Here is a 23,459-nt window from a genome sequence, read left to right as displayed (position 1 = left end):
CTGTTGAAATCAGGATCAACAGATCGCAGCCTGCGGCAGCTCCTGCAGAATGTGCTTACAACTCAGCTGCCAGGCGCGCCCCCTGGTTGATCGCGCGCTTGGCATCGAGCTCCGCCGCAACATCCGCGCCGCCGATCAAGTGCACGTTCTGCCCGGCTTCGACCAAGCCATCGTGCAACTCACGCAGCGGATCCTGCCCGGCGCAAATCACGATGTTGTCCACCGCCAGCAGCTGCGGCTCGCCAGTTTCGCCGATGCGGATATGCAAGCCCTGGTCATCGATGCTCAGGTATTCGACGCTATTCAGCATCTGCACCTGCTTGTTCTTCAGACCGGTGCGGTGAATCCAGCCGGTGGTTTTGCCCAGACCGTCGCCGACCTTGGTTTTCTTGCGCTGCAGCAGAAACACCTCACGGGCCGGTGCATGCGGTGCCGCCTGGATACCGGCCACACCACCCCGCGCTTCCAGCTGCGTGTCGATGCCCCACTCTTTCCAGAACGCTGCGCGATCCAGACTGGTGGCTACACCTTGATGAACGAGGAATTCCGAGACATCGAAACCGATCCCGCCTGCACCGATCACCGCGACGCGCTTGCCGACCGGTTTGCGCTCGAGAATCACGTCCAGATAACTCAGCACCTTGGCATTCTCGACGCCGGGAATCGCCGGCACGCGCGGGGCGATACCAGTGGCGAGGATGATTTCGTCGTAGCCGCCCTCAACCAGTTTCGCCACATCGACGCGGGTGTTCAGGCATACCTCGACATTCGTCGTTTGCAGCTTGCGGTTGAAGTAGCGCAGGGTTTCGAAAAACTCTTCCTTGCCCGGCACGCGCTTGGCAATGTTGAACTGGCCGCCGATCTCGCTGGCCGAATCGAACAGCGTCACCTGATGACCGCGCTCGGCGGCCACGGTGGCGGCGGACAACCCGGCAGGGCCGGCACCGACCACGGCGATTTTCTTGATCTGCTGCACCGGCAGGTAATTGAGTTCGGTTTCGTGGCAGGCACGCGGGTTGACCAGGCAACTGGTCAGCTTGCCGCCAAAGGTGTGGTCGAGGCACGCCTGGTTGCAGCCGATGCAGGTGTTGATTTCGTCGGCACGGCCTGCGGCGGCCTTGTTGACGAAGTCCGGATCGGCGAGGAATGGTCGGGCCATGGAGACCATGTCGGCATCGCCTTCGGCAAGAATCTGCTCGGCAATTTCCGGGGTATTGATGCGGTTGGTGGTGATCAGCGGAATACTCACCGAACCACGCAACTTGGCCGTGACCTTACTGAACGCTGCACGCGGAACCTTGGTGGCGATGGTCGGGATCCGCGCTTCGTGCCAGCCGATACCGGTGTTGATGATGGTCGCGCCAGCCTGTCCGATGGCCTTGGCCAGCGTGACGATTTCGTCCCAGGTGCTGCCACCTTCGACCAGGTCGAGCATCGACAGGCGGAAGATGATGATGAAATTCGGCCCGACCGCTTCGCGTACGCGGCGGACGATTTCCACCGGCAGGCGCATGCGGTTTTCGTAACTGCCGCCCCAGCGGTCGGTGCGGTGGTTGGTGTGGGCGGCGAGGAACTGGTTAATGAAATAACCTTCCGAACCCATGATCTCGACGCCGTCGTATTCGGCGGACTGCGCCAGCACCGAGCAGGTGACGAAATCACTGATCTGCTTTTCAATGCCCTCTTCATCCAGCTCTTTGGGCTTGAACGGGTTGATCGGCGCCTGAATCGCGCTCGGCGCTACCTGTTTCGGGCTGTAGGCATAACGGCCGGCGTGGAGAATCTGCATGCAGATCTTGCCGCCCGCCTCATGCACCGCGCGGGTGACGATGCGGTGCTTGAGCGCCTCTTCTTCAGTGGTGAGCTTGGCCGCACCGGAATACACGCCGCCCTCGTCATTCGGGCCAATACCGCCGGTCACCATCAGGCCGACACCGCCACGGGCACGTTCGGCGAAGTACGCCGCCATGCGTTCGAAGCCACCCGGCTTTTCTTCCAGGCCCGTGTGCATCGAGCCCATCAGCGTGCGGTTGCGCAGCGTGGTGAATCCCAGGTCCAGCGGGGCCAGCAAATGCGGGTAATGAGCGGCGGTCATCGGTAACTCCACAACGAGCGATCACGGAAAATTGCGGGAGCTCTGCGTCCCCCGTCAGTCATGTTCGACAGACTAAGAGTCGTACCGCTGTCACTCAATGACCGTAACTGACAAGTTATTGATCCAAATGCGCAGCGCCCCTTGGCAATCCGGGCCATGGGCCCTACCCTAGGCGCCACACTCTGTACCCGGCTGTTGTTGGTTTTCATGCGCAAACTTCTGTATCTGTTTTTCTCCATGGCCCTCGTTGCCGCCCTGACCACCTACGCCATGTGGGCGGCAGACCGTCCGGCGGGGCATTACCTGTCGGACCTGCGCATCAAGCTCGCCGTCGATCACGGCACGCCCGGCGACCGTGGCAACCTGCTCGGCATTCAGCCCGAACTGTTCCCCACCGATTACCAAAGCTCCGCACGCCTGCACCGCAAACTCGCGGCATACCTGCAGCAGGCCCGCGATCAAGGCTTGCTCAACGAAAAAACCGTGGTGGTTTTGCCCGAGCACGTCGGTACGTGGCTGATGATCAGCGGCGAGAAAGACGAGCTCTATCAGGCACCGACGCTGGCTGAGGCGATGAACTGGCTGGCGGCGAGCAATCCGCTGCTGTTCGCCCGCGCGTGGCTGCGGGCCAAGGGCGAGCAACGCCTGGACGATGCTTATCTGCGGATGAAATCGAAAGCCATTGCCAAGGATTATCAGGCGCTGTTCGGCGGTCTGGCCAAGGAGTTTCAGGTCACCCTGGTCGCCGGCTCCATTGTGCTGCCAGAGCCGAGTATCCGTGATGGCCAGCTCAAGCCTGGCAGCGGCGCGCTGTTCAACAGCAGTGTGGTATTCGGCCGCGACGGTTTGCCGCTGGGGCAGCCGCAACGGCAGATGCACCCGATCTTTGATCAGCAGGGTGTGATTGAGGCCGAAGACAAGCACTCCATTCAGGTCGTCGACACCCCGGCCGGACGCCTCGGCATCCTGATCGGCAGTGACAGCTGGTATCCCTCCAACTACCGCACACTCGATGACCAAGGCGCGCAACTGGTGGCCGTACCGGCGCAGGTTATTGGCCAAGGCGCGTGGGACAAGCCATGGCGCGGTTACAAAGGTTCGAGCACGCCGGGGTCAGTCAGCCTCAAGCCCGGCGACCTCAGTGAAGGACAGGCCTGGCATCGACTGACCCTTACCGCACAACCACCGAGCAGCCGCGCGGTTGCCGGCGTCAGTGTGTTCATGCGCGGGCAATTCTGGGACAAGCCGAGCACCGGCAGAAGCTTCCTCAGCAGCAACGGTCAGCAGTTCGCCGATGGCGAGGCCCGTGGTGCGCGCTTGCTGAACGTTTGGCTGTAATCCATGAAGCCGCAGCCGATGCGCCTCGGGGATCTGTCGGTGGGTTTCGTCCACAGTCTGGCCGATGCCGTGCGCAGCCACGACGTCGATCCGCTGCCTCTGCTTGAGCAATACGGCCTCGATACCGCGCGGCTGGCCGAGGCCGGGGCACGCTTATCGATCCCGCGTTACATGCGCTTGGGCCATGCGGCGATTCAACTCACCGGCGATCCCGCTCTGGGCCTGCGCATGGGCCGCATGATCCGCTTGAATCAGGCTGGGCTGGCCGGCATCACCGCCGCGCAAGCACCCACCGTGCGCGAAGCGGCCCGTTGCCTGACGCGTTTCGAACCGCTCTACGGCTCGAACTACCGAGGGCAATCCACTTTCCATGAAGACGCCAGCGGCGCCTGGCTGCGCTTCTACTCGATCAGCCCGTACAACGCTTATAACCGCTTCGTGGTCGACTCGATCCTCGCCGGCTGGCTGCATCAGTTGTCGAGCCTGTGCGGCGAAACGTTGCGCGCCGAGCGGATCGAAATCGAATTCGAAGCGCCGGATTATCGCGACGCCTACGCCGCGCTCGGCGACTGCCCGATCCAGTTCCGCGCCGAGCACAACCAACTGCGCCTGAGCCTGAGCAGTCTCGCCCTGCGCAACCCTGAACATTGTCCGGGCACTTGGCGGCATCTGCTGCAACTGTGTGAGCGGGAGCTGGACCAAATGACCCGCACCCGCAGCCTGCGCGAGCGCATCACTCAACTGCTCGGCCCGCTGCTCAATGGAGGCCGCGAACCGGATCTTGAAGAAGTCGCGGCACGCCTGAAACTGCCGACATGGACCTTGCGACGCAAACTCGCCGAGGAAGGCACGCAGTTCCGCGCAATCCTCAATGACACTCGCCGGGACCTGGCGATGACTTACATCCGCGACACCGAATTGGCGTTCGGTGAGATCGCCTATCTTCTGGGCTTTGCCTCAGCCGAAGCCTTCCAGCGCGCTTTCAAGCGCTGGAGCGGGCAGACGCCCGGCGAATCTCGACGAAATTACCGCTCGGGAGCCTGACGCTCAGAGCTCTGTGGCGTCGTCAGCCGGCTCTGGCTGATCCAGCTCATAGGCCTGGTATTCGAGCAGTTCTTCCTGATACTCATCCATCGTATAAATCCCCCAAACCGCTCGCTATGAAAATGGCCTGATCAATCGACCTGTGCCCCGAGCATAAAGTGCCCGTGTGAAGGAAAAGTGAAACGCCGCCTTCATGAATAAAACGTAGCAGGTGGTTGGGGATTTATCGCGGCGCTGATGTCGCAGGTATGTAACCAGATCTTATGCCCACCCGAAAACCACTATGGGAGCGAGCCTGCTCGCGAAGGCGGTGTGTCAGTCTGATCATCTGTCGACTGACACTACGCATTCGCGAGCAGGCTCGCTCCCACAGGGTTTCGCTGAGTTTTTTATTGGCCCGACGCAGGCATCGCCGGAATCGGCTCGGACGGTGGCGGAATATCCGGGTTGGTCGGTGGCGTGATGGTTTCGCTGGCCGGCGCTGGCTCTTCTGCGGGCGCAGGCGCTGGCGTGATCGGCGCCGACTCCGCGGGTGGCACGACCGGCTCGGAACTCACTGGCGCGGTGTCGACAGGCGCCGGTGCAGGCTCGGCAGCTGGCGCAGGAGCCGGTTCCGCCGCAGGTGTCGGCACCAGTGGCGCAGCAGCCGGAGCAGGCGTCACCTTCGGCTCAGGCACACCGAGGTCGGTTTTCGGTTTTTCTTCGATGTGTGCAGCCTTCTTCGCATCGGCGGGCAGGAACTGCTCCACCAGTGTGAAGAACCGCTCGTAGAACTTCTGCGCAGTGACGGTCTCACTGGCGACCTTGACCATCGAATCATCCGAGGAGCCGATCGGCATCGACACCGAGCCCAGCACACCAACCCCGAGGCTGGCCGAATTGTTGGTCTTCTTCAGCGCATAACGGTCCTGGAGGGCGTTGGCGAACACCGTCGCGTGATGCCCGGCGCTGCCATCTTCGGCACAGACCACGTTGAAGCTGATCTCGAGATGGGTCTCGCCGGTCTGCTGGAAGCTCTTGTGACCGCTGACCAGTTTCGGATCACTGCTGGTAATGATGTAGCCCTGACTGAGCAACGCGCGACGGGCCGCTTCGCAGCTGGCGGTATCAGTCACCGGGTAATTGCGCGAAAAGGTGCCGGAGTCATCGAAGTTCTCATGCTCATAGATCGGCTTGTCCTTCGAACAACCGGCCACCGCAGTCAACAAAAGCGCCAGCCCGACAACACGCATGGGAGTGGAAATCAACATTGAACATCCTGAAGGAAAACAGTCCGGGGCGTATTGTGCAACAGATCGCCGCCCCATGGCGCATGGAATAGTGTCAAGAATCGGTTACAACTTTACCGGTCATGACCGCCAGGAAAAAGCCGCGTGGACAAATGATCGATCAACGCGCGCAATTTCGCTGTCGCCTGTCGACTCGACGGCCATAACATCCAGAACCTACCGGCGTGTTCTAAACGCCACGGGACGGTGTACATCCAAGAATCAGGTCGGCTATCAGGCCGCCTTCGCGAGCAGGCTCGCTCCCACAGAAAAGCAAACGCGAGCGCATCCGCTCTTCACCACTCAATACAATGAGCGCAAGCTCGAGTGCTCTTGATCTTGATCCACCGGCGACGTCGGAAGGCTGAGCGGAGGGATTGATCCGGGCGTGGGAGCGCAGCGACCGTCTGGCGCAGCCAGACACAGCGGAAGGAGGTGCAGCGAAGCAAACCGTAGCCGCTGCGCCCGGATCAGTCCCGCAGCGAAGGAACCCGAGCCTGCGAGGGCCGAACGCAGGAGCTAGCGTTTTTTGCTTACTTTTTTAGGCGCTTGTAAAAAAGTAAGTCGCCGTAAGGGCGAAACCGCCAGCCGCAACACCGCAAAAAACGGATATTCACCCAAAACCCAACAGCATGGCCGGCCCAACGGCCGCCACGCCCAAAAAACAAAAAAGCCCCGACCAACAGGCCGGGGCTCCTTCAAACGCCAGTCAAAAGATCAAAACCGCTCGATCTTCGCCTCAGCTTCCAACTGCTTGCGATACGCCGCAAAGTCCTGCTGCCCTTCACGGGAGGCGAGGAAACGACGATATTGCGCCTTCTCTTCATCCGTCGGTGCAGCCGCTTCATTGACGCCATTCAGACGCACGATCATCAGACTGCCATCCGGCAACGTAACGCTGGAGAACGTCGGCTTGTCCTTGGCAGCCGGTTTCGGCATACGGAACAACGCCTGCAGCACGGCCGGATCAACCCCTTCCTGACCACGAGTAGCCGCTTCGGTGGTTTTCCAGTTCTGACCATCAACCGCCTTGTCCAGCGGCGCCTTGCCGTCACGCAGATCGGCGATCAGCTTCTCGGCACGGGTCTTGGCCTCGGCACTGGCATGTTCCTTGGTCAGCTGAGTACGGATCGCCGCATTCACGCTTTCCAGCGGCAGCTGCGCAGGCTTCAGGTGCTCCTTGGAGCGCAGCACAATCACGGTTTCCGGATCCAGCTCGATGGCGGTGCTGTTGGCACCCTCGTCAATGACTTCCGGGCTGAATGCAGCAGTGACCACGGCACGGTTGGCGGCAACACCTTCGCCACCTTCACGGCCGAACGGCTTGGACGTGTGCACGGTCAATTTCAGGTCCGCTGCTGGCTGTGCCAGGTCAGAGGCTTCGAACGCCGAGTCTTCCAGTTGCTTGGTCGCCTCAACAAAACGCTGCTCGACCTGAGCGGCTTTCAGCTCGCGGGTCAGCTTGTCTTTCAGGCTGGCCAGGGTCGGTACTTCGGGCGCTTCCACGCCCAGCAGCTTGATCAGGTGATAACCGAAGTCGGTACGAATCGGCTCGGACACCTGGTCTTTCGACAAGGCGTACAGCGCTTTTTCGAAAGCCGGGTCGTAAACGCCAGGACCGGCATAACCCAGGTCACCACCATTGTTGGCGGAACCCGGATCCTGCGAGAACTCTTTGGCCAGCGCTTCGAATTTTTCGCCCTTGGCCAGACGCGCCTGGACTTCTTCGATCTTCGCCTTGGCCTGCGCTTCGCTGGTCTTGTCGTTCACTTCGATGAGGATGTGCGCGGCACGACGCTGTTCCGACAGGTTGGCGATCTCTTTCTGATACGCCGCCTGCAGGTCTTCATCCTTGACCGCGACCTGATCGAAGAACGACGATTTCTTGAGCTCGACGTAATCGATGATCACCTGATCCGGCGTCATGAATTCCTTGGCGTGCTCGTCGTAGTAAGCCTTGACCTCGTCATCGGTCAGCTTGACCGCAGCCGGGTCGGCCTTGACGTTCAGAGTGGCGAAATCACGGGTCTGTTTTTCCAGACGGGCGAATGCCAGCACTTCGGCGTCGGTGACGAAACCGCTGCCTGCAACACCGGCGCGCAACTGGCCGATCAACATTTCCTGAGCCAGCATCTGGCGGAACTGCATGCGGCTGTAACCCAGTTGACGGATCACCTGGTCGAAACGCTCGGAGCTGAACTTGCCGTCAACCTGGAATTCAGGCGTTTGCAGAATCACCTGATCCAGCGCGGCTTCGGAGAAAGAGAATTTCGCCTGTTCGGCGCCTTGCAGCAGCAACTTGCGGTCGATCAGGCCTTTGAGAGCCGATTCGCGCAGCATTTTTTCGTCGAGCAAGGAAGCATCGAAGTCCTTGCCCAGCTGTTGCATCAGCTGACGGCGTTGCATGTCAACGGCCTGGCTCAGCTCGTTCTGGCTGATTTCGTCACCGTTGACCTTGGCCGCCTCGTTCTTGTGAGTCGTGGCCTGGAAAATGGCATCGAAACCGGTCAGAGCCATCAGTGCAACGATGACTCCGATAATTGTCTTGGCAATCCAGCCTTGTGAATTGTCCCTGATATTCTGCAGCATGCGTCCCCCAGAAACGGTTGAACTTCAATTTAGGCAACCGTGGAGCGTGGGTAGAATCCGGATAGAAGAAAGGCGCATCCGAGGATGCGCCTTCTCGTAACTGGCGGAGCGGACAGGGCTCGAACCCTCGATCCCGGCGTTACAGGTGCCTGTTCCAGCCACCTGCTCTACCGCTCCGCTGCCAAGTCAGGCTTGACCCCGACCCGGATGGGTAAAAACCTGAAAACTCAGTTAACAGCTTCTTTCAGTGCTTTACCGGCTTTGAAACCTGGCTTCTTGGCAGCCGGGATTTCCAGAGTCTTGCCGGTTTGCGGGTTACGACCGGTACGAGCCGGACGGTCAGTCACGGAGAAAGTACCGAAACCAACCAGAACAACGGAGTCGCCAGCCTTCAGAGCGCCAGTGACGGATTCGATTACAGCGTCCAGCGCACGGCCAGCAGCAGCTTTCGGGATATCAGCGGATGCAGCGATAGCATCAATCAGTTCCGACTTGTTCACTCTAAGTCCCCTTATATCTATTTTGAGATGTTTCTAAGTTTTTTGGTGAAAGCAAAAACGAGTGCTGAATGGCCTACAGACACTTAAGAGCCGCTTTATAACAAGGGCTCTAAAATGCTGTCAAGGAAAGCCCCCCAGGCTAAAACGTATTAATGCGTGCTAATTCTTTCCTTGGCATCAGACTCGCGTTTTTCGTCCTTGGCAACTATCTCCGGAGCCACATCCGGCAAGGGCTCCGGCGCGTATTGCAGCGCAATTTGCAGGACCTCGTCAATCCATTTAACCGGTTTGATCTGCAGATCCTGCTTGATATTGTCAGGAATCTCCTTCAGATCGCGGACGTTTTCTTCCGGGATAATCACAATCTTGATTCCGCCGCGATGTGCCGCCAGCAGTTTTTCTTTCAAACCGCCGATCGCCAGCACTTGCCCACGCAGCGTGATCTCACCGGTCATGGCGACATCGGCGCGTACCGGAATGCCGGTCAACGCCGAGACCAGCGCCGTGCACATGCCTACGCCAGCGCTAGGGCCGTCTTTCGGGGTCGCCCCTTCCGGCATGTGAATGTGGGTGTCGCGCTTCTCGTGGAAGTCCAGCGGAATGCCCAGACTCTTGGCGCGGCTGCGCACCACGGTTTGTGCGGCAGTGATCGATTCGACCATTACATCACCGAGCGAACCGGTCTTGATCAGTTGTCCTTTACCCGGAATCACTGCAGCTTCGATGGTCAGCAATTCACCGCCGACCTGAGTCCACGCCAGGCCCGTCACCTGACCCACTTGATCCTGCTGCTCGGCCAGGCCGTAGCGGAACTTGCGCACGCCGAGGAAATGCTCGAGCAGATCAGCTGTCACTTTCACCGAGAAGCGTTTTTCGAGGGCATGCTCTTTGACCGCCTTGCGGCAGACCTTGGCAATCTGCCGCTCGAGGCCACGCACGCCCGCTTCACGGGTGTAGTAACGGATGATGTCGCGGATCGCTTCCTCGTCGAACTCCAGCTCGCCCTTCTTCAGACCATTGGCGGCGATCTGTTTAGGCGACAGATATTTCACGGCGATGTTGATCTTCTCGTCTTCGGTGTAACCCGGCAGACGGATGACTTCCATCCGGTCCAGCAGCGCTGGCGGAATGTTCATCGAGTTCGACGTGCACAGGAACATCACATCGGAGAGGTCGTAATCGACTTCGAGATAGTGATCATTGAAGTTGTGGTTTTGCTCAGGGTCGAGCACTTCCAGCAACGCCGACGCCGGATCGCCACGCATGTCGCTGCCCATCTTGTCGATTTCATCGAGCAGAAACAGCGGGTTGCGTACGCCCACTTTTGTCATCTTTTGAATCAATCTTCCCGGCATCGAACCGATGTAGGTCCGGCGGTGACCACGGATTTCCGCTTCATCACGCACGCCGCCCAAGGCCATACGCACGAATTTACGGTTGGTTGCGTGGGCAATCGATTCCGCCAGCGAGGTCTTACCCACGCCAGGAGGACCGACCAGGCACAACACCGGGCCACGAATTTTCTTCACGCGCTTCTGCACGGCGAGGTATTCAAGGATGCGCTCCTTGACCTCTTCGAGACCATAGTGATCGGCGTCGAGAATATCTTCTGCACGGGCCAGATCGAGGCGGACTTTGCTTTGCGCCTTCCACGGCACCTGCACCAGCCAGTCGATGTACGAGCGCACTACGGTGGCTTCAGCGGACATCGGCGACATTTGCTTGAGCTTGTTCAGCTCGGCAGTGGCTTTGGCCAGTGCATCCTTTGGCAGGCCGGCAGCATCGATGCGCTTTTTCAGCTCTTCGATTTCATTGTGACCTTCGTCACCGTCGCCGAGCTCTTTCTGAATGGCCTTCATCTGCTCATTCAGGTAGTACTCGCGCTGGCTGCGCTCCATTTGCTTTTTCACGCGACCGCGAATGCGTTTCTCGACCTGCAGCAAGTCAATCTCGGCATCCAGCAGTGCCAGCACGTGCTCGACACGGGCCGACAGATCGACGATTTCGAGGATTTCCTGCTTCTGCTCGATTTTCAGCGCCATGTGCGCGGCCATGGTGTCGACCAGACGACCGGGCTCATCGATGCTGTTGAGCGACGACAGGACTTCCGCCGGAACCTTCTTGCCCAGCTGAACGTATTGCTCGAACTGCGACAGCAGCGTGCGCACGAAGACTTCCGACTCGCGCTCGGCGGCGTCGACTTCTTCGATCAGAGAAACTTCGGCGCGGCAGTGGCCATCGATTTCGCTGAAGCGTTCGACGGTGCCACGCTGCTCGCCTTCGACCAGAACCTTGACGGTGCCATCAGGCAGCTTCAGCAGCTGCAGAACCGTGGCAATCGTACCTACGCGATAGAGAGCGTCTTCACCGGGATCATCGTCAGCCGGGTTTCTCTGGGCCAGCAGCAAGATCTGCTTGTCACCCGTCATCGCTGCCTCGAGGGCTTCGATGGATTTCTCGCGCCCCACGAACAGCGGGATAACCATGTGCGGATAAACCACGACATCACGCAATGGCAGGAGAGGCAATTCGATGGTTGTCTTCATGATTTCGCCTCTACGGCGGCCGTATGGCCGTAATCAGATGGAATTAAGCTTGAAACCAAGATGGGGGCTGCCTCGAAAAAAAACAAGCGCAAAGCGCAGGCAAAAAACGACTTAAAAAAAAAAGAGGCCCGAAGGCCCCTTCTTTGTTGCGGCGCGGTGGACGCTTATGCGTCCGGCGCTGCCTTGGCCGTCGGCTCACTGTTTTCGTAGATGTACAGTGGCTTGGACTTGCCTTCGATGACGCTTTCATCGATCACGACTTTGCTCACCTCGGACTGCGAGGGGATTTCATACATCGTGTCGAGCAGCACACCTTCGAGAATCGAGCGCAGGCCACGGGCACCGGTTTTACGTTCCAGTGCACGCTTGGCGACCGATTTCAGCGCGTCGGAACGGAATTCCAGATCCACGCCTTCCATCTCGAACAGCTTGGCATACTGTTTGGTCAGAGCATTTTTCGGCTCGGTGAGGATTTGCATCAGCGCAGCCTCGTCGAGCTCGTCCAGTGTCGCCAGGACCGGCAGACGACCGACGAATTCCGGGATCAGACCGAACTTGACCAGATCGTCAGGCTCGACTTCACGAAGGGATTCACCGACTTTCTTGCCCTCTTCCTTGCTGCGCACTTCGGCGTTGAAGCCGATGCCGCCTTTGGTGGAACGGTTCTGAATGACCTTTTCCAGGCCGGAGAACGCACCACCGCAGATGAACAGGATGTTACGGGTGTCGACCTGCAGGAATTCCTGCTGCGGATGCTTGCGGCCACCTTGCGGCGGTACCGAAGCGACCGTGCCTTCGATCAACTTGAGCAAGGCCTGCTGCACGCCCTCACCGGAAACATCGCGGGTGATCGACGGGTTGTCGGACTTGCGGGAAATCTTGTCGATTTCGTCGATGTAGACAATACCCATCTGGGCTTTCTCTACGTCGTAATCGCACTTCTGCAGCAGCTTCTGAATGATGTTCTCGACATCCTCACCCACGTAACCGGCCTCGGTGAGGGTGGTTGCGTCGGCAATGGTGAACGGAACGTTCAGCAAGCGGGCCAGTGTTTCGGCCAGCAGGGTTTTACCGGAGCCTGTCGGGCCGATCAGCAGGATGTTGCTCTTGCCGAGTTCGACGTCGTCAGCCTTCTTGTCACGCTGGTTCAGACGCTTGTAGTGGTTGTACACCGCTACGGCCAGAACCTTTTTCGCACGCTCCTGACCAATGACGTACTGGTCAAGGATGCCGCTGATTTCTTTAGGCGAAGGCAATTTATGCGCGCTGCTTTCGGCCTGTGCTTCCTGCACCTCCTCGCGGATGATGTCATTGCACAGGTCGACGCACTCGTCGCAGATAAAGACCGAGGGGCCGGCAATCAATTTGCGCACTTCATGCTGGCTTTTGCCACAGAAGGAGCAATAGAGCAGCTTGCCGTTGTCCTCGCCGTTGCGGGTGTCAGTCATTCGTTCGATCCAAATCCGATAGGCTTGCAACACAAGATGAAGGCTATTGCGGGCTTTTTCAAGCCCGCCGCTGATCGGACATGCCGATCAGGCCTGTTTTGCGCTGCTTATATTAAGCTGGACGCTGGTTGATCACTTCGTCGATCAGGCCGTATTCCTTCGCAGCTTCGGCACTCATGAAGTTGTCGCGATTGGTATCGCGCTCGATTTCTTCCAGAGTACGGCCGCTGTGCTTGGCCATCAGCATGTTCAGACGCTCGCGGATGAAGAGGATTTCCTTGGCATGGATTTCGATATCCGATGCCTGGCCCTGGAAACCACCCAGTGGCTGGTGAATCATCACACGCGAGTTCGGCAGGCAGAAACGCTTGCCCGGTGCACCTGCGGTGAGCAGGAATGCACCCATGCTGCAGGCCTGACCGATGCAGGTGGTCGACACGTTCGGCTTGATGAACTGCATGGTGTCGTAGATCGACATGCCTGCAGTCACCGAACCGCCCGGCGAGTTGATGTACAGATGGATGTCCTTGTCCGGGTTTTCCGCTTCAAGGAACAGCAGCTGCGCACAGATCAGGTTGGCCATGTAGTCCTCTACCGGGCCCACCAGAAAGATCACTCGCTCCTTGAGCAGGCGCGAGTAGATGTCGTAGGCGCGTTCGCCACGAGCGGACTGCTCGACAACCATCGGGACCAGGCCGCCGGCGGCCTGGATATCAGAGTTCTGCTGAATATAAGAATTACGGAACATGCTCTGCAGTCGCTCCCAAATAGTTATGTCTTGAATACGCATAAGCCAGCTCGAGAGCTGGCTTATGGTGTGCACTTCTAACGCAAAATCAATCAGTCGGCTGCTGGAGCTTCTACCGGCTTGACTGCTTCTTCGTAGGAGACCGATTTGTCGGTCACACTAGCTTTCTGCAGAACAGTATCCACAACTTGTTCTTCCAGCACAACCGAACGCACTTCGTTCAGTTGCTGCTCGTTTTTGTAGTACCACGACACGACCTGCTCTGGCTCCTGGTAAGCGGAAGCCATTTCCTGAATCATTTCGCGAACGCGAGCTTCGTCAGGCTTGAGGTCGAACTGCTTGACCACTTCGGCAACGATCAGACCCAGCACGACGCGGCGCTTGGCTTGCTCTTCGAACAGCTCGGCTGGCAGTTGGTCTGGCTTGATGTTGCCGCCGAACTGCTGAACAGCCTGCACGCGCAGACGGTCAACTTCGTTGGACAGCAGAGCCTTTGGCACTTCGATCGGGTTGGTGGCCAGCAGACCGTCCATTACCTGATTCTTGACCTTGGATTTGATCGCCTGACGCAGTTCACGCTCCATGTTCTTGCGAACTTCGGTGCGGAAACCGTCGATGCCGCTTTCCTTGATGCCGAATTGAGCGAAGAATTCTTCGTTCAGCTCAGGCAGCTTAGGCTCGGACACAGTGTTGACGGTCACGGTGAACTCGGCGGTTTTGCCAGCCAGGTCCAGGTTCTGATAGTCCTCAGGGAAGGTCAGGTTCAGAACGCGCTCTTCGCCAGCTTTAGCACCAACCAGGCCTTCTTCGAAGCCCGGGATCATGCGGCCGGAACCCAGTACCAGCTGAGTGCCCTTGGCGGAACCGCCAGCGAATACTTCGCCGTCAACCTTGCCAACGAAATCGATGTTCAGTTGGTCTTCGTTCTGGGCAGCACGGTCGGCCACTTCGAAACGGGTGTTCTGCTTGCGCAGGATGTCGAGCATCTTGTCCAGGTCAGCGTCAGCCACTTCAGCGCTCAGACGCTCAACGGTGATGCCTTCAAAGCCAGCAACGGTGAACTCCGGGAAGACTTCGAACACAGCAACGTATTCCAGATCCTTGCCCGCTTCGAGCGACTTTGGCTCGATCGAAGGCGAACCGGCAGGGTTGAGCTTCTGCTCGACCACAGCCTCGTAGAAGGAAGACTGGATGACGTCGCCTACCGCTTCCTGACGCGCATCAGCACCGAAACGGCGCTTGATTTCGCTCATTGGCACTTTGCCTGGACGGAAGCCAGCAATTTTGGCCTTTTGGGCAGTCTGCTGCAGACGCTTGTTGACCTGAGTCTCGATGCGCTCTGCCGGCACGGTGACGCTCATGCGGCGCTCGAGAGCAGTAGTATTTTCAACAGAAACTTGCATGGATATTCCTCGTTGCACAGACGTTAGCCGGCCGTTTCCGACCCCGAAATCAAGGGCATGCATTCTAGTGGGTCAAACTCAAGAAGTCACCCTACTGGAAACGGGTAAAAAAACAGCAGGCAATTTATAGGGAGCGCCGCACGAATGCCGCGCACTCCACTGGCGAATACAAGCGATCAGGTCAGGGCCCTGTTTCAACGCCTCTATATATAGAAGCAACTATCAAATCCGCCCTGACTGCCATTCCAGCAAAACCGGAACGACGAGCAGTTCAGCGTCATCGGATCGTTTAAATGCGATGAAGTGCCCTGCCCTGCGACCTGAAACCGACCAGGTCGATTTTGAAAACCGCTAAAACAAAAAAGGCGCCAGACTGTTAAATCTGGCGCCTTTCGAAATATGGGGTGGACGATGGGGATCGAACCCACGACAACGGGAGTCACAATCCCGTGCTCTACCAACTGAGCTACGCCCACCATATTGCGTAACAAAAAAGCCAAACAACTTCTTTGTCAAAACCTCATCAGGCCCGAGGCACAGATAAAGCTTTATTTGGTGCGGATGAAGAGACTCGAACTCTTACGCCTCGCGGCGCTGGAACCTAAATCCAGTGTGTCTACCAATTCCACCACATCCGCGGATGAAGCTTTTAAAGCAAAGGCGCCAGACTGTTAAATCTGGCGCCTTTCGAAATATGGGGTGGACGATGGGGATCGAACCCACGACAACGGGAGTCACAATCCCGTGCTCTACCAACTGAGCTACGCCCACCATATCGCGCTACTTGTGCCAAAGCTGCCTAATGGCGCACCCGGCAGGACTCGAACCTGCGACCATCCGCTTAGAAGGCGGATGCTCTATCCAGCTGAGCTACGGGCGCCTTGTTAATCTGTACTCTTAAAGGACTACAAACTAAGTGCTTTCCAGTGTCGCAGAACCTTGATTCCGCTTCACCTTCTTAACCAGTGCTAGGCTGTGCCCGACAAGTGCGACGAATAGTATAGAGGGCTCCAAAGGTCGTCAAATCCTTTTTGAAAAAAATTCATTTAATTAAAGGAGTTAGAGGAATTTGCTGACCAAGCGCCTTTGCCCTCACCGCTCGGCATGCGAGAATGCGTTCTCATTTTTTCCCCTCTCGATGGTTAATCACGCGCAATGACTGCACAACTAATCGACGGCAAATCGATCGCCGCCAGCCTGCGCCAGCAGATCGCCCAACGAGTTGCCGAGCGTCGCCAGCAAGGCCTGCGCACCCCCGGCCTCGCGGTGATCCTGGTCGGCAGCGATCCTGCCTCTCAGGTTTATGTCTCGCACAAGCGTAAAGACTGTGAAGAGGTAGGCTTCCTCTCTCAAGCCTACGACCTGCCCTCCGACACCACTCAGGACGCCCTGACCGACCTGATCGATCGCCTCAATGACGATCCGGTCATCGACGGCGTTCTCCTGCAGCTGCCTCTGCCAGAACATCTCGACGCGTCCAAATTGCTGGAACGCATTCGCCCGGACAAAGACGTCGACGGGTTCCACCCGTACAACGTCGGCCGCCTGGCCCAGCGCATCCCGCTGCTGCGTCCGTGCACCCCGAAAGGCATCATGACCTTGCTGGAAAGCACTGGCGCTGATCTTTACGGCATGGACGCGGTGGTCGTTGGTGCCTCGAATATCGTCGGTCGCCCGATGGCCATGGAGTTGTTGCTGGCCGGCTGCACCGTCACTGTCACTCACCGCTTCACCAAGGATCTGGCGGGCCACGTCGGCCGTGCTGATCTGGTGGTCGTCGCCGCCGGCAAGCCGGGCCTGGTCAAGGGCGAGTGGATCAAGGAAGGCGCGATCGTGATCGACGTCGGCATCAACCGTCAGGACGACGGCAAACTGGTCGGTGACGTCGTCTACGAAACCGCCCTGCCCCGCGCCGGCTGGATTACGCCAGTACCAGGCGGCGTTGGCCCGATGACCCGCGCCTGCCTGCTGGAAAACACGCTCTACGCCGCAGAAACCCTGCACGTCTGATCGAATTTTTCCGCTGCACCAGAACCCCGCCTCGTGCGGGGTTTTTCATGTCTGAGAAAAAACTTCAACCGTTCGCCGGAAACCGCTCTTTTTACAGGCCTTTTCACGGGATTTTCAGGTCTTACAAACAACCATCGACAGTTCTTCAGCCATACTCCTAAAATGCGCCGGTTTTAAGAAATAACCCGTTACAAACTAACGGTATATCCAACCTTTCAGAGTTCGCCCGCGTGAAAATTTGTCTCTCGATTCTGAGCCTGTTGTTTGCTGTTACAGGCACATTCATCACGCCAACGATCAACGCTGCGGAAACCACCGCTGTCCCACGTGACGCTTCGACTTTGAAGATCGCGTCCGGCAGCGCCCTGCTCATGGATATGCAGACCAATAAAGTCATCTATTCCAGCAACCCTGACGTGATCGTGCCGATCGCTTCCGTCAGCAAGCTGATGACTGGCCTGGTGGTGGTGGAAGCTCGACAGAACATGGACGAATGGATCGATGTCGACATCAGGAACACCCCGGAAATGAAGGGTGTGTTTTCCCGAGTCAAACTCAAGAGTGAGTTGCCGCGCCGGGAGATGCTGCTGATCGCCTTGATGTCCTCGGAAAACCGCGCTGCCGCCAGCCTCGCCCATCACTATCCGGGCGGCTACGCTGCTTTTATCGCGGCCATGAACGCCAAGGCCAAGGCGCTGGGCATGACCAGCACGCACTTCGTCGAGCCTACCGGTTTGTCCGAGCGCAACGTTTCCACCGCCCGCGATCTGAGCAAATTACTGGTGGCCGCGCACAAGCAACCGCTTCTGGTGCAACTGACCACCACCAAGGAAAAGACCGTGGCGTTCCGCAAGCCTAACTACACCTTGGGCTTTCGCAATACCGATCATTTGGTCAACAAGGCTGATTGGGATATCAAGATCACCAAGACCGGTTTCACCAACCCGGCCGGCCATTGCCTGGTGTTGGTGACGAAGATGGGCAACCGTCCGGTCGCGCTGGTGATTCTCGACGCCTTTGGCAAGTACACGCATTTTGCCGATGCCAGCCGTATCCGCAGCTGGGTGGAAACCGGACGCAGCGCCACTGTTCCCGCGGTGGCGCAGCAATATAAAGCCGACAAGAACCTCAAGAGCCGTCAGAGCGGCGTGGTCGAAGCGGCCAAGTAGGTCCAGCGGTCATGAAAAAGCCCCGAATCTTCGGGGCTTTTTTTCGTCTGCGCATCAGTCGTTGGGCAGCGGCATTTTGTCGTCATCGGGGATGCCATCGCCCGAGCTCGGCTCTGGCGAAACGTCCGGTGTCAGCACGTTGGGCCGCGCCAGTGGATCGCGCATCGGGCTGTCCGAATCCAGCACCGGATCAACTTCCGGCTCCGGCGTGGTCGGTACGCTCTCAGGTTTGTGGTCATCAAAACTGGAATCGGTACTCATACGCACCTCACATCAAGGTTTCAGATCGCCCAACGGGTCGTAGGGCTTGGCCGGCTTCTTGGGATCTTCACCGCGCTCGATATCCAGTGGCGCCTTCGCCGGCCCGACCGGATCGACTTGCGGATCGTCAAGGTCGGGCGAATCCGGGTCGAATCCCAGATCATCGCCGGAGGAATGTTCGGACGAATGCGGACCTTTCGGGGTTGGGGAATCTGCCATGTTGCCTCCTTGATTCACCCGCGAAGCACGGGCATTAATCTTCAGAGGCTCGCCGGGCGCAGTCGTGCCCGGCAGATGACGAACGGAGGTCTATTGCGCCGCAAGGGCCTTTCGCGCTTGCGCCGCAGCGTTTTCTTCACCGGCCTGCGCCAGGTCATCGGCGGCTTTCAGCCAACGGGAGCGATCGACGTCTGCCGGGATCTGCGACGGTTTCTGAATCAGGATCGCCCAGCCACCGGCCTTGTCGAACGCCGACTCGAAGCTGCCAAAATCCATCAACTGCCGACGATTCATGCCGGCGCGCAGCAGGACCTTCTGTTTATTGCGGTCGTAGCCGGACAGGATCGCGTAACGCGGCTCGGCCCAGAATGCCGAACCTTCACTGAAACGCACCATGACTGGATAGCCGGCCGCAACCTGGGTCAGCAACGCTGGCAGGTTGCTGTCGAGCGGATAGACGACCAGGCCATATTCGCGGGCAAGGCTCTGCATGTTCTGCTGCAGCTTGTCCTCAGCGCCCGGCAAGTGCAGCGGCTTCTCCAGTAATCCCGGAGTGATGACGATGCCTTGTTGCGACAGCAGGCTGGCCAGCACCTGTGGCCCACTCTGGTTGGCTTCGCCGCGATAGAAAGTGCCGCTGAGCTCAACCCGCTCCGGCAAGCGTTTGACTTGCGGCGCCACATTGCCTGCACATCCGCTCAGCGCCGCCACACAAACGGCGACCAGCAGCGCCCCACTCACTCGAGAAAATACCCGCACCATCGTCACTCTCATCCAGACGCCGGTCATCGTGTTCCGGCAACGCCAGCGATCATAGAGCCGCACCCGCCCGCGGTATAGCCTTAAACCGCAGACTCTGCGATTGCATAGAGCAAACTGATTGGTCGCTAACGACCTTTGGTCAATAGCTTGAAACACCCCATTGACTAGACTGTCACTCAAATAGAGCGAATTGCGAAAAGCAGGCGCCCGATGCAGGGCGAAGAGGAGGCACCAATGAGCCTGACCATGACCATCGTGATGTTGATAGCCGGCTGGCTGGCCGTGGCGACTGCCATGTTGTGGGGTGTGCTGCGGATTTCGCGGCGGCATCATCATCCGGTGCAGACGATGCCGGTTGAGAAGACAGAAAAGCATGCCGTGCGACACGTTACTGCGCATTGAAGATCAAAAGCGCCCTCACCTAGCCCTCTCCCGGAGGGAGAGGGAACTGACTGGGGTTGTTCTTTTGAGTTACGCAGACCTGAAATATCCAGCCGAACTCAGCATTTGAAAAGCCCAAAAATCGGCTCCCTCTTCCTCGGGAGAGGACTGGGGTGAGGAGCTGGTTTTCAAACACACCGCCAATATCAAAGTGAAAAAAAACCGCCTGGACTCAACCAGCCCAGACGGTTTTTTGTGTTCTCAGCAATTACGCCTGCTGAGCAACCTTCTTCTGCTTCGCCCGGCGCGACATCATGTTCAACACTTCGATACCCGCCGAGAATGCCATGGCCGCGTACACATAGCCTTTCGGTACGTGGGCGCCGAAGCCTTCGGCGATCAGCGTCATGCCGATCATGATCAGGAAGCCCAGCGCCAGCATGACCACGGTCGGGTTGTCGCTGATGAACTTGGCCAGCGGATCAGCCGCGAGCAGCATCACCAGCACCGACACTACTACCGCGATGATCATGATCGGCAAGTGTTCGGTCATGCCGACAGCCGTAATGATGCTGTCGATCGAGAACACCATGTCGAGCATCAGGATCTGACCGATAGCCGCAGCAAAACCCAGCGTTACGGTAGAAGCCGCAGTCTTCGGATCTTCTGGCGACGGGTCCATGCTGTGATGGATCTCGGTCGTGGCTTTCCACACCAGGAACAGACCACCGGCAATGAGGATCATGTCCTTCCAGGAGAACGCCTGGCCAAGGATCTCGATCACAGGCTCGGTCAACTGCACGATGAACGCGATGGTGCTCAACAACGCCAGACGCAGAATCAGGGCCATGCCGATACCGATACGGCGCGCCTTCTGCCGATGCTGTTCGGGCAGTTTGTTGGTCAGGATCGAGATAAAGATCAGGTTATCGATGCCGAGCACGATTTCCATCACCACCAGTGTGGCCAAAGCAACCCAGGCGGTCGGGCTGGCGGCGAGTTCTAACAGATATTCCATGGGTCAGTCCTGACTCTGTGTAAGACGGTTCAGATGGTCTTGGAGGAAGATTCGGATTCTTCCGCCTGTTTTTCCGGTGTTTCTTTCTTCTGGATCAAGCCACCGGTGGCATCGCTGAGCGCTTGCTCGGCGGCCTTGTGGGTGTCGTCGATCGCTTGCTTGGCGGTTTCAGCCGCCGCGCCCATCAATTGCTGGGCGCTTTTTTCTGCCTGATCGCAACCGGCCAGAACCAGTAAAGACGCAAACATCACTGCGGGAAATGTGTATTTCATAAGGTTTCCTTCGAATGAACAGACAGGCGCGCACACCGGCCGTCGATGGCTGGGCATTCTAGGGAGATGGACAGTTCAGGAAAATTCGTATTTTTAGCGGCTATACTTCGGTTTTCACGAAGCGACGATCAACATGCTCAACTACCGCCAACTGCATTACTTCTGGGTCGTGGCCAAGACCGGCAGCATTGTCCGCGCCTGCGAGCAACTGAACCTGACACCGCAGACCATCAGCGGGCAGATCTCCCTGCTCGAACAAACCTTTAACGTGGAACTGTTTCGTCGTGTCGGCCGCCAGCTGGAGCTCACCGAAGCCGGGCGCCAGGCCCTGCCCTACGCCGAGCAGATGTTTCAACTGGGCGGCGAGCTGGAGCTGATGCTGCGAGCGCAGCCCAACGAGCAGCAGATCCTCTTTCGCGTCGGCGTCGCCGACGTGGTGCCCAAATCGATTGTTTATCGCCTGATCGCGCCGACCATGGAGTTGAGCGAGCCGCTGCGCATCACCTGCCGCGAAGACAAGCTCGAGCGCCTGCTCGCCGATCTGGCCATTCAGCGTCTGGATCTGGTGATTTCCGACAGCCCGATGCCTTCGCATCTGGACATCAAAGGCTACAGCCAGAAGCTCGGTGAATGCGGGATCAGTTTTTTCGCCACCGCCGAACTCGCCGCGCAGTATGGCCAGGATTTCCCGCGCAGTCTGCATGGCGCGCCGCTGCTGATTCCCGGCGCGGAAACCGTGGTGCGCAGCCGTTTGCAGCGCTGGTTCGCCGAACAGCAGATCCAGCCGCAGATTGTCGGCGAATTCGATGACAGTGCTTTGATGCAGGCCTTCGGCCAATCCGGCAGCGGGATCTTTATCGGCCCGAGCGTGATTGCCGAGGAAGTGAAGCGCCAGTACGGCGTCGAGTTGATCGGCCAGACCGACGCGGTGAGCGAGTCGTTCTATGCGATTTCGGTGGAGCGCAAAGTCAAGCACCCTGGCATCGTAGCGATTACCGAGGGTGCCCGACGCGAGTTGTTTACCGGGTTATGAAGCGCAGACTTCACGCGGCTTCAGCGTCATCAGCACCATGGCGAGGAACACCGACAGCAAAATGAAGCCGGCAGCGGCAAAGCCCAGAAAGCCCAGCCCGGCACTGTCGATCACCCGGCCGCCGACTATCGCGCCCAGGCCGATACCGAGATTGGCTCCGGCGATGTTCAGCGACGCGGCAAACGCAGGCGCTTGCGGCGCAGCCTTCATCAGGCGCACATGGCTGACCAGGAACAACGCCGCCTGGGTTACACCCCAGATGCCCATCGCCACCGCCAGACCCACCGGCGAATGAATGTTTGGCACCAGCGAGACCATGCCGGCGATCATGAACGCGCAGAACAACACCGACGCCCCCAGCGGATGCCGATCCACCGCTCGCCCGCCGAGCGAGTTGCCGATCAGCCCGACGGCGCCAAACGCCATCAGGCACCAGCCGACCACGGTGCCGTTGAAACCGGCAAGTCGTTCGAGGATGTCAGCAAGGTAGGTGTAAGCGGTGAACATGCCGCTGAACACCAGAATCGACAACAAGATATGGCCGAGCATCAGCGGGCTGCGCAGGATCTTGAACTGCGAACGGAAGCTGACCTGATGCTGGTGCAGACTGGTTTTCGGCAGGTAGACAAACAGCAGCAGGGCTTTGGCAAACGCAATCAGCGCGAGAATGCCGAATGCGCTGCGCCAGCCGAATGCGTCGGAAATCAGCGTGCCGACCGGTATGCCAAACACCGTGGCGCAGACGATACCGAAGCCGATCTTGGCGATGGCGCGGCCGGCGAAATCCGGGCCGACGATGTCGACGGCGGTTTCACTGGCCAAGGCCCAGAACACCGGCAAACCCAACGCCGGAATCAACCGCGCAATGGCCATCACCCAAATGTTCGGCGCCAACGCCGCCACGGTATTGGCCAGACCGAACATGATCAGGATGCTGATAAACAATTTGCGCCGCTCGAAACGGGCGAAATAAGCGGTCAGGAGCGGGCCGAACAGCGCCACGGTAAAGGCGAACAAGGTCACCAGCAGCCCGGCTTGCGGGATGCTGACTTCGAGGTCTCGGGCAATCGCCGGCAACAGGCCGACAATGACGAATTCCGTGGTCAGCACCGTGAACCCGGCAGCGGACAACAGAAGAATAGGCAACAGCATGCGCAACTCCAGCAAAACGACGACACCAGCGATGACCCGGAGGCCCGCTGGCAGAACTTGAAAATGAGGATGGCGAAGCTTAACAGACTGTGCCGGCACTGAGTTGCCCAAAACTGCCGATCTGCCGGGCCGATTCGGTGGCAGATCGTCACAGGCCTGAAGGTTCACGCCTACGCTGTGATAAAGTCCGCGCCCTGAAAATC

The 23,459-nt window shown here is 58.5% G+C and carries 20 protein-coding genes and 4 tRNA genes; 6 read left to right on the top strand and 18 right to left on the bottom strand.

Annotated elements, in window-relative coordinates:
* Nucleotides 1-55: 55 nt before the first annotated feature.
* Nucleotides 56-2,095 carry an FAD-dependent oxidoreductase gene (locus tag ACMYUN_RS24715; RefSeq protein WP_415762035.1) on the bottom strand — a complete coding sequence of 680 codons (2,040 nt, stop codon included), beginning with the start codon at nt 2,093-2,095 and terminating at the stop codon, nt 56-58.
* A gap of 207 nt (nt 2,096-2,302) precedes the next feature.
* On the opposite strand from ACMYUN_RS24715, the gene ACMYUN_RS24710 reads away from it, so the two are divergent.
* On the top strand, nt 2,303-3,433 hold the full coding sequence (locus ACMYUN_RS24710; RefSeq protein WP_415762034.1) for a carbon-nitrogen hydrolase family protein: 1,131 nt from the start codon (nt 2,303-2,305) through the stop codon (nt 3,431-3,433).
* Nucleotides 3,434-3,436: 3 nt separating this feature from the next.
* On the top strand, nt 3,437-4,477 hold the full coding sequence (locus ACMYUN_RS24705; RefSeq protein WP_039763370.1) for an AraC family transcriptional regulator: 1,041 nt from the start codon (nt 3,437-3,439) through the stop codon (nt 4,475-4,477).
* 389 nt (nt 4,478-4,866) lie between these two features.
* Here ACMYUN_RS24705 and ACMYUN_RS24700 read toward each other — a convergent pair whose 3' ends face one another.
* From ACMYUN_RS24700 to ACMYUN_RS24650, 11 genes are all read right to left on the bottom strand, one after another.
* The gene (locus ACMYUN_RS24700) at nt 4,867-5,727 is read right to left on the bottom strand and encodes a DUF2242 domain-containing protein (protein ID WP_415762033.1); all 861 of its coding nucleotides are present in this window, start codon (nt 5,725-5,727) and stop codon (nt 4,867-4,869) included.
* Between the two features lie 735 nt (nt 5,728-6,462).
* Entirely contained in the window at nt 6,463-8,334 is a 1,872-nt protein-coding gene (locus ACMYUN_RS24695) for a SurA N-terminal domain-containing protein (protein WP_415762032.1), read from the bottom strand.
* A 227-nt stretch (nt 8,335-8,561) separates the two neighbouring features.
* Nucleotides 8,562-8,834 carry an HU family DNA-binding protein gene (locus tag ACMYUN_RS24690; RefSeq protein ID WP_003183171.1) on the bottom strand — a complete coding sequence of 91 codons (273 nt, stop codon included), beginning with the start codon at nt 8,832-8,834 and terminating at the stop codon, nt 8,562-8,564.
* A 149-nt stretch (nt 8,835-8,983) separates the two neighbouring features.
* Nucleotides 8,984-11,380 carry an endopeptidase La gene (gene lon, locus ACMYUN_RS24685; protein WP_039763374.1) on the bottom strand — a complete coding sequence of 799 codons (2,397 nt, stop codon included), beginning with the start codon at nt 11,378-11,380 and terminating at the stop codon, nt 8,984-8,986.
* Nucleotides 11,381-11,544: 164 nt separating this feature from the next.
* Nucleotides 11,545-12,828 (bottom strand): ATP-dependent Clp protease ATP-binding subunit ClpX, encoded by a 1,284-nt coding sequence (clpX, locus tag ACMYUN_RS24680; protein WP_016775335.1) that lies wholly within the window; start codon nt 12,826-12,828, stop codon nt 11,545-11,547.
* Between the two features lie 112 nt (nt 12,829-12,940).
* Nucleotides 12,941-13,576, bottom strand: a complete 636-nt coding sequence (clpP, locus tag ACMYUN_RS24675) for an ATP-dependent Clp endopeptidase proteolytic subunit ClpP (protein ID WP_016775336.1) — start codon at nt 13,574-13,576, stop codon at nt 12,941-12,943.
* Between the two features lie 92 nt (nt 13,577-13,668).
* The gene (gene tig, locus ACMYUN_RS24670; protein ID WP_016775337.1) at nt 13,669-14,979 is read right to left on the bottom strand and encodes a trigger factor; all 1,311 of its coding nucleotides are present in this window, start codon (nt 14,977-14,979) and stop codon (nt 13,669-13,671) included.
* Between the two features lie 400 nt (nt 14,980-15,379).
* Nucleotides 15,380-15,455 (bottom strand) — tRNA-His (locus ACMYUN_RS24665).
* 77 nt (nt 15,456-15,532) lie between these two features.
* A tRNA-Leu gene (locus tag ACMYUN_RS24660) sits at nt 15,533-15,617 on the bottom strand.
* A gap of 57 nt (nt 15,618-15,674) precedes the next feature.
* A tRNA-His gene (locus ACMYUN_RS24655) sits at nt 15,675-15,750 on the bottom strand.
* A gap of 32 nt (nt 15,751-15,782) precedes the next feature.
* Nucleotides 15,783-15,859 (bottom strand) — tRNA-Arg (locus ACMYUN_RS24650).
* A gap of 275 nt (nt 15,860-16,134) precedes the next feature.
* Between ACMYUN_RS24650 and folD the strand changes: the two genes are divergently transcribed.
* The gene (gene folD, locus ACMYUN_RS24645) at nt 16,135-16,989 is read left to right on the top strand and encodes a bifunctional methylenetetrahydrofolate dehydrogenase/methenyltetrahydrofolate cyclohydrolase FolD (protein WP_415762031.1); all 855 of its coding nucleotides are present in this window, start codon (nt 16,135-16,137) and stop codon (nt 16,987-16,989) included.
* Nucleotides 16,990-17,219: 230 nt separating this feature from the next.
* Complete coding sequence (gene pbpG / locus ACMYUN_RS24640) at nt 17,220-18,158, top strand: D-alanyl-D-alanine endopeptidase (protein WP_415762029.1); 939 nt, start codon at nt 17,220-17,222, stop codon at nt 18,156-18,158.
* A 54-nt stretch (nt 18,159-18,212) separates the two neighbouring features.
* Here the strand turns inward: pbpG and ACMYUN_RS24635 are convergent, their stop codons facing one another.
* The 3 genes from ACMYUN_RS24635 to ACMYUN_RS24625 form a co-directional block, all read right to left on the bottom strand.
* A complete protein-coding gene (locus tag ACMYUN_RS24635) occupies nt 18,213-18,419 on the bottom strand; it encodes a hypothetical protein (protein WP_415762028.1) in 207 nt (68 codons plus the stop codon).
* A 12-nt stretch (nt 18,420-18,431) separates the two neighbouring features.
* Complete coding sequence (locus ACMYUN_RS24630) at nt 18,432-18,638, bottom strand: DUF6021 family protein (protein WP_039763378.1); 207 nt, start codon at nt 18,636-18,638, stop codon at nt 18,432-18,434.
* Nucleotides 18,639-18,728: 90 nt separating this feature from the next.
* The gene (locus ACMYUN_RS24625; RefSeq protein ID WP_415764001.1) at nt 18,729-19,400 is read right to left on the bottom strand and encodes a peptidase C39 family protein; all 672 of its coding nucleotides are present in this window, start codon (nt 19,398-19,400) and stop codon (nt 18,729-18,731) included.
* A 234-nt stretch (nt 19,401-19,634) separates the two neighbouring features.
* On the opposite strand from ACMYUN_RS24625, the gene ACMYUN_RS24620 reads away from it, so the two are divergent.
* Nucleotides 19,635-19,802, top strand: a complete 168-nt coding sequence (locus ACMYUN_RS24620) for a hypothetical protein (protein WP_310406486.1) — start codon at nt 19,635-19,637, stop codon at nt 19,800-19,802.
* A gap of 247 nt (nt 19,803-20,049) precedes the next feature.
* Here the strand turns inward: ACMYUN_RS24620 and ACMYUN_RS24615 are convergent, their stop codons facing one another.
* Nucleotides 20,050-20,799: a TerC family protein gene (locus ACMYUN_RS24615; protein WP_415762027.1), complete on the bottom strand. Its 750-nt coding sequence runs from the start codon at nt 20,797-20,799 to the stop codon at nt 20,050-20,052.
* A gap of 29 nt (nt 20,800-20,828) precedes the next feature.
* Nucleotides 20,829-21,071, bottom strand: a complete 243-nt coding sequence (locus ACMYUN_RS24610) for a hypothetical protein (protein ID WP_065615992.1) — start codon at nt 21,069-21,071, stop codon at nt 20,829-20,831.
* Nucleotides 21,072-21,204: 133 nt separating this feature from the next.
* Between ACMYUN_RS24610 and nhaR the strand changes: the two genes are divergently transcribed.
* Nucleotides 21,205-22,104, top strand: coding sequence for a transcriptional activator NhaR (nhaR, locus tag ACMYUN_RS24605; RefSeq protein WP_039763383.1), 900 nt, complete (start codon nt 21,205-21,207; stop codon nt 22,102-22,104).
* Here nhaR and ACMYUN_RS24600 read toward each other — a convergent pair.
* Nucleotides 22,099-23,256 carry an MFS transporter gene (locus ACMYUN_RS24600; protein WP_415762026.1) on the bottom strand — a complete coding sequence of 386 codons (1,158 nt, stop codon included), beginning with the start codon at nt 23,254-23,256 and terminating at the stop codon, nt 22,099-22,101. The genes nhaR and ACMYUN_RS24600 overlap by 6 nt on opposite strands.
* Nucleotides 23,257-23,459 lie beyond the last annotated feature (203 nt).

This window comes from Pseudomonas sp. CP4 (assembly GCF_047758505.1).
In the GTDB taxonomy this organism is placed as follows: domain Bacteria; phylum Pseudomonadota; class Gammaproteobacteria; order Pseudomonadales; family Pseudomonadaceae; genus Aquipseudomonas; species Aquipseudomonas fluorescens_AO.
Note: the sequence above shows the minus strand (reverse complement) of the source record. Positions and strands in the feature narration are given on the sequence as shown.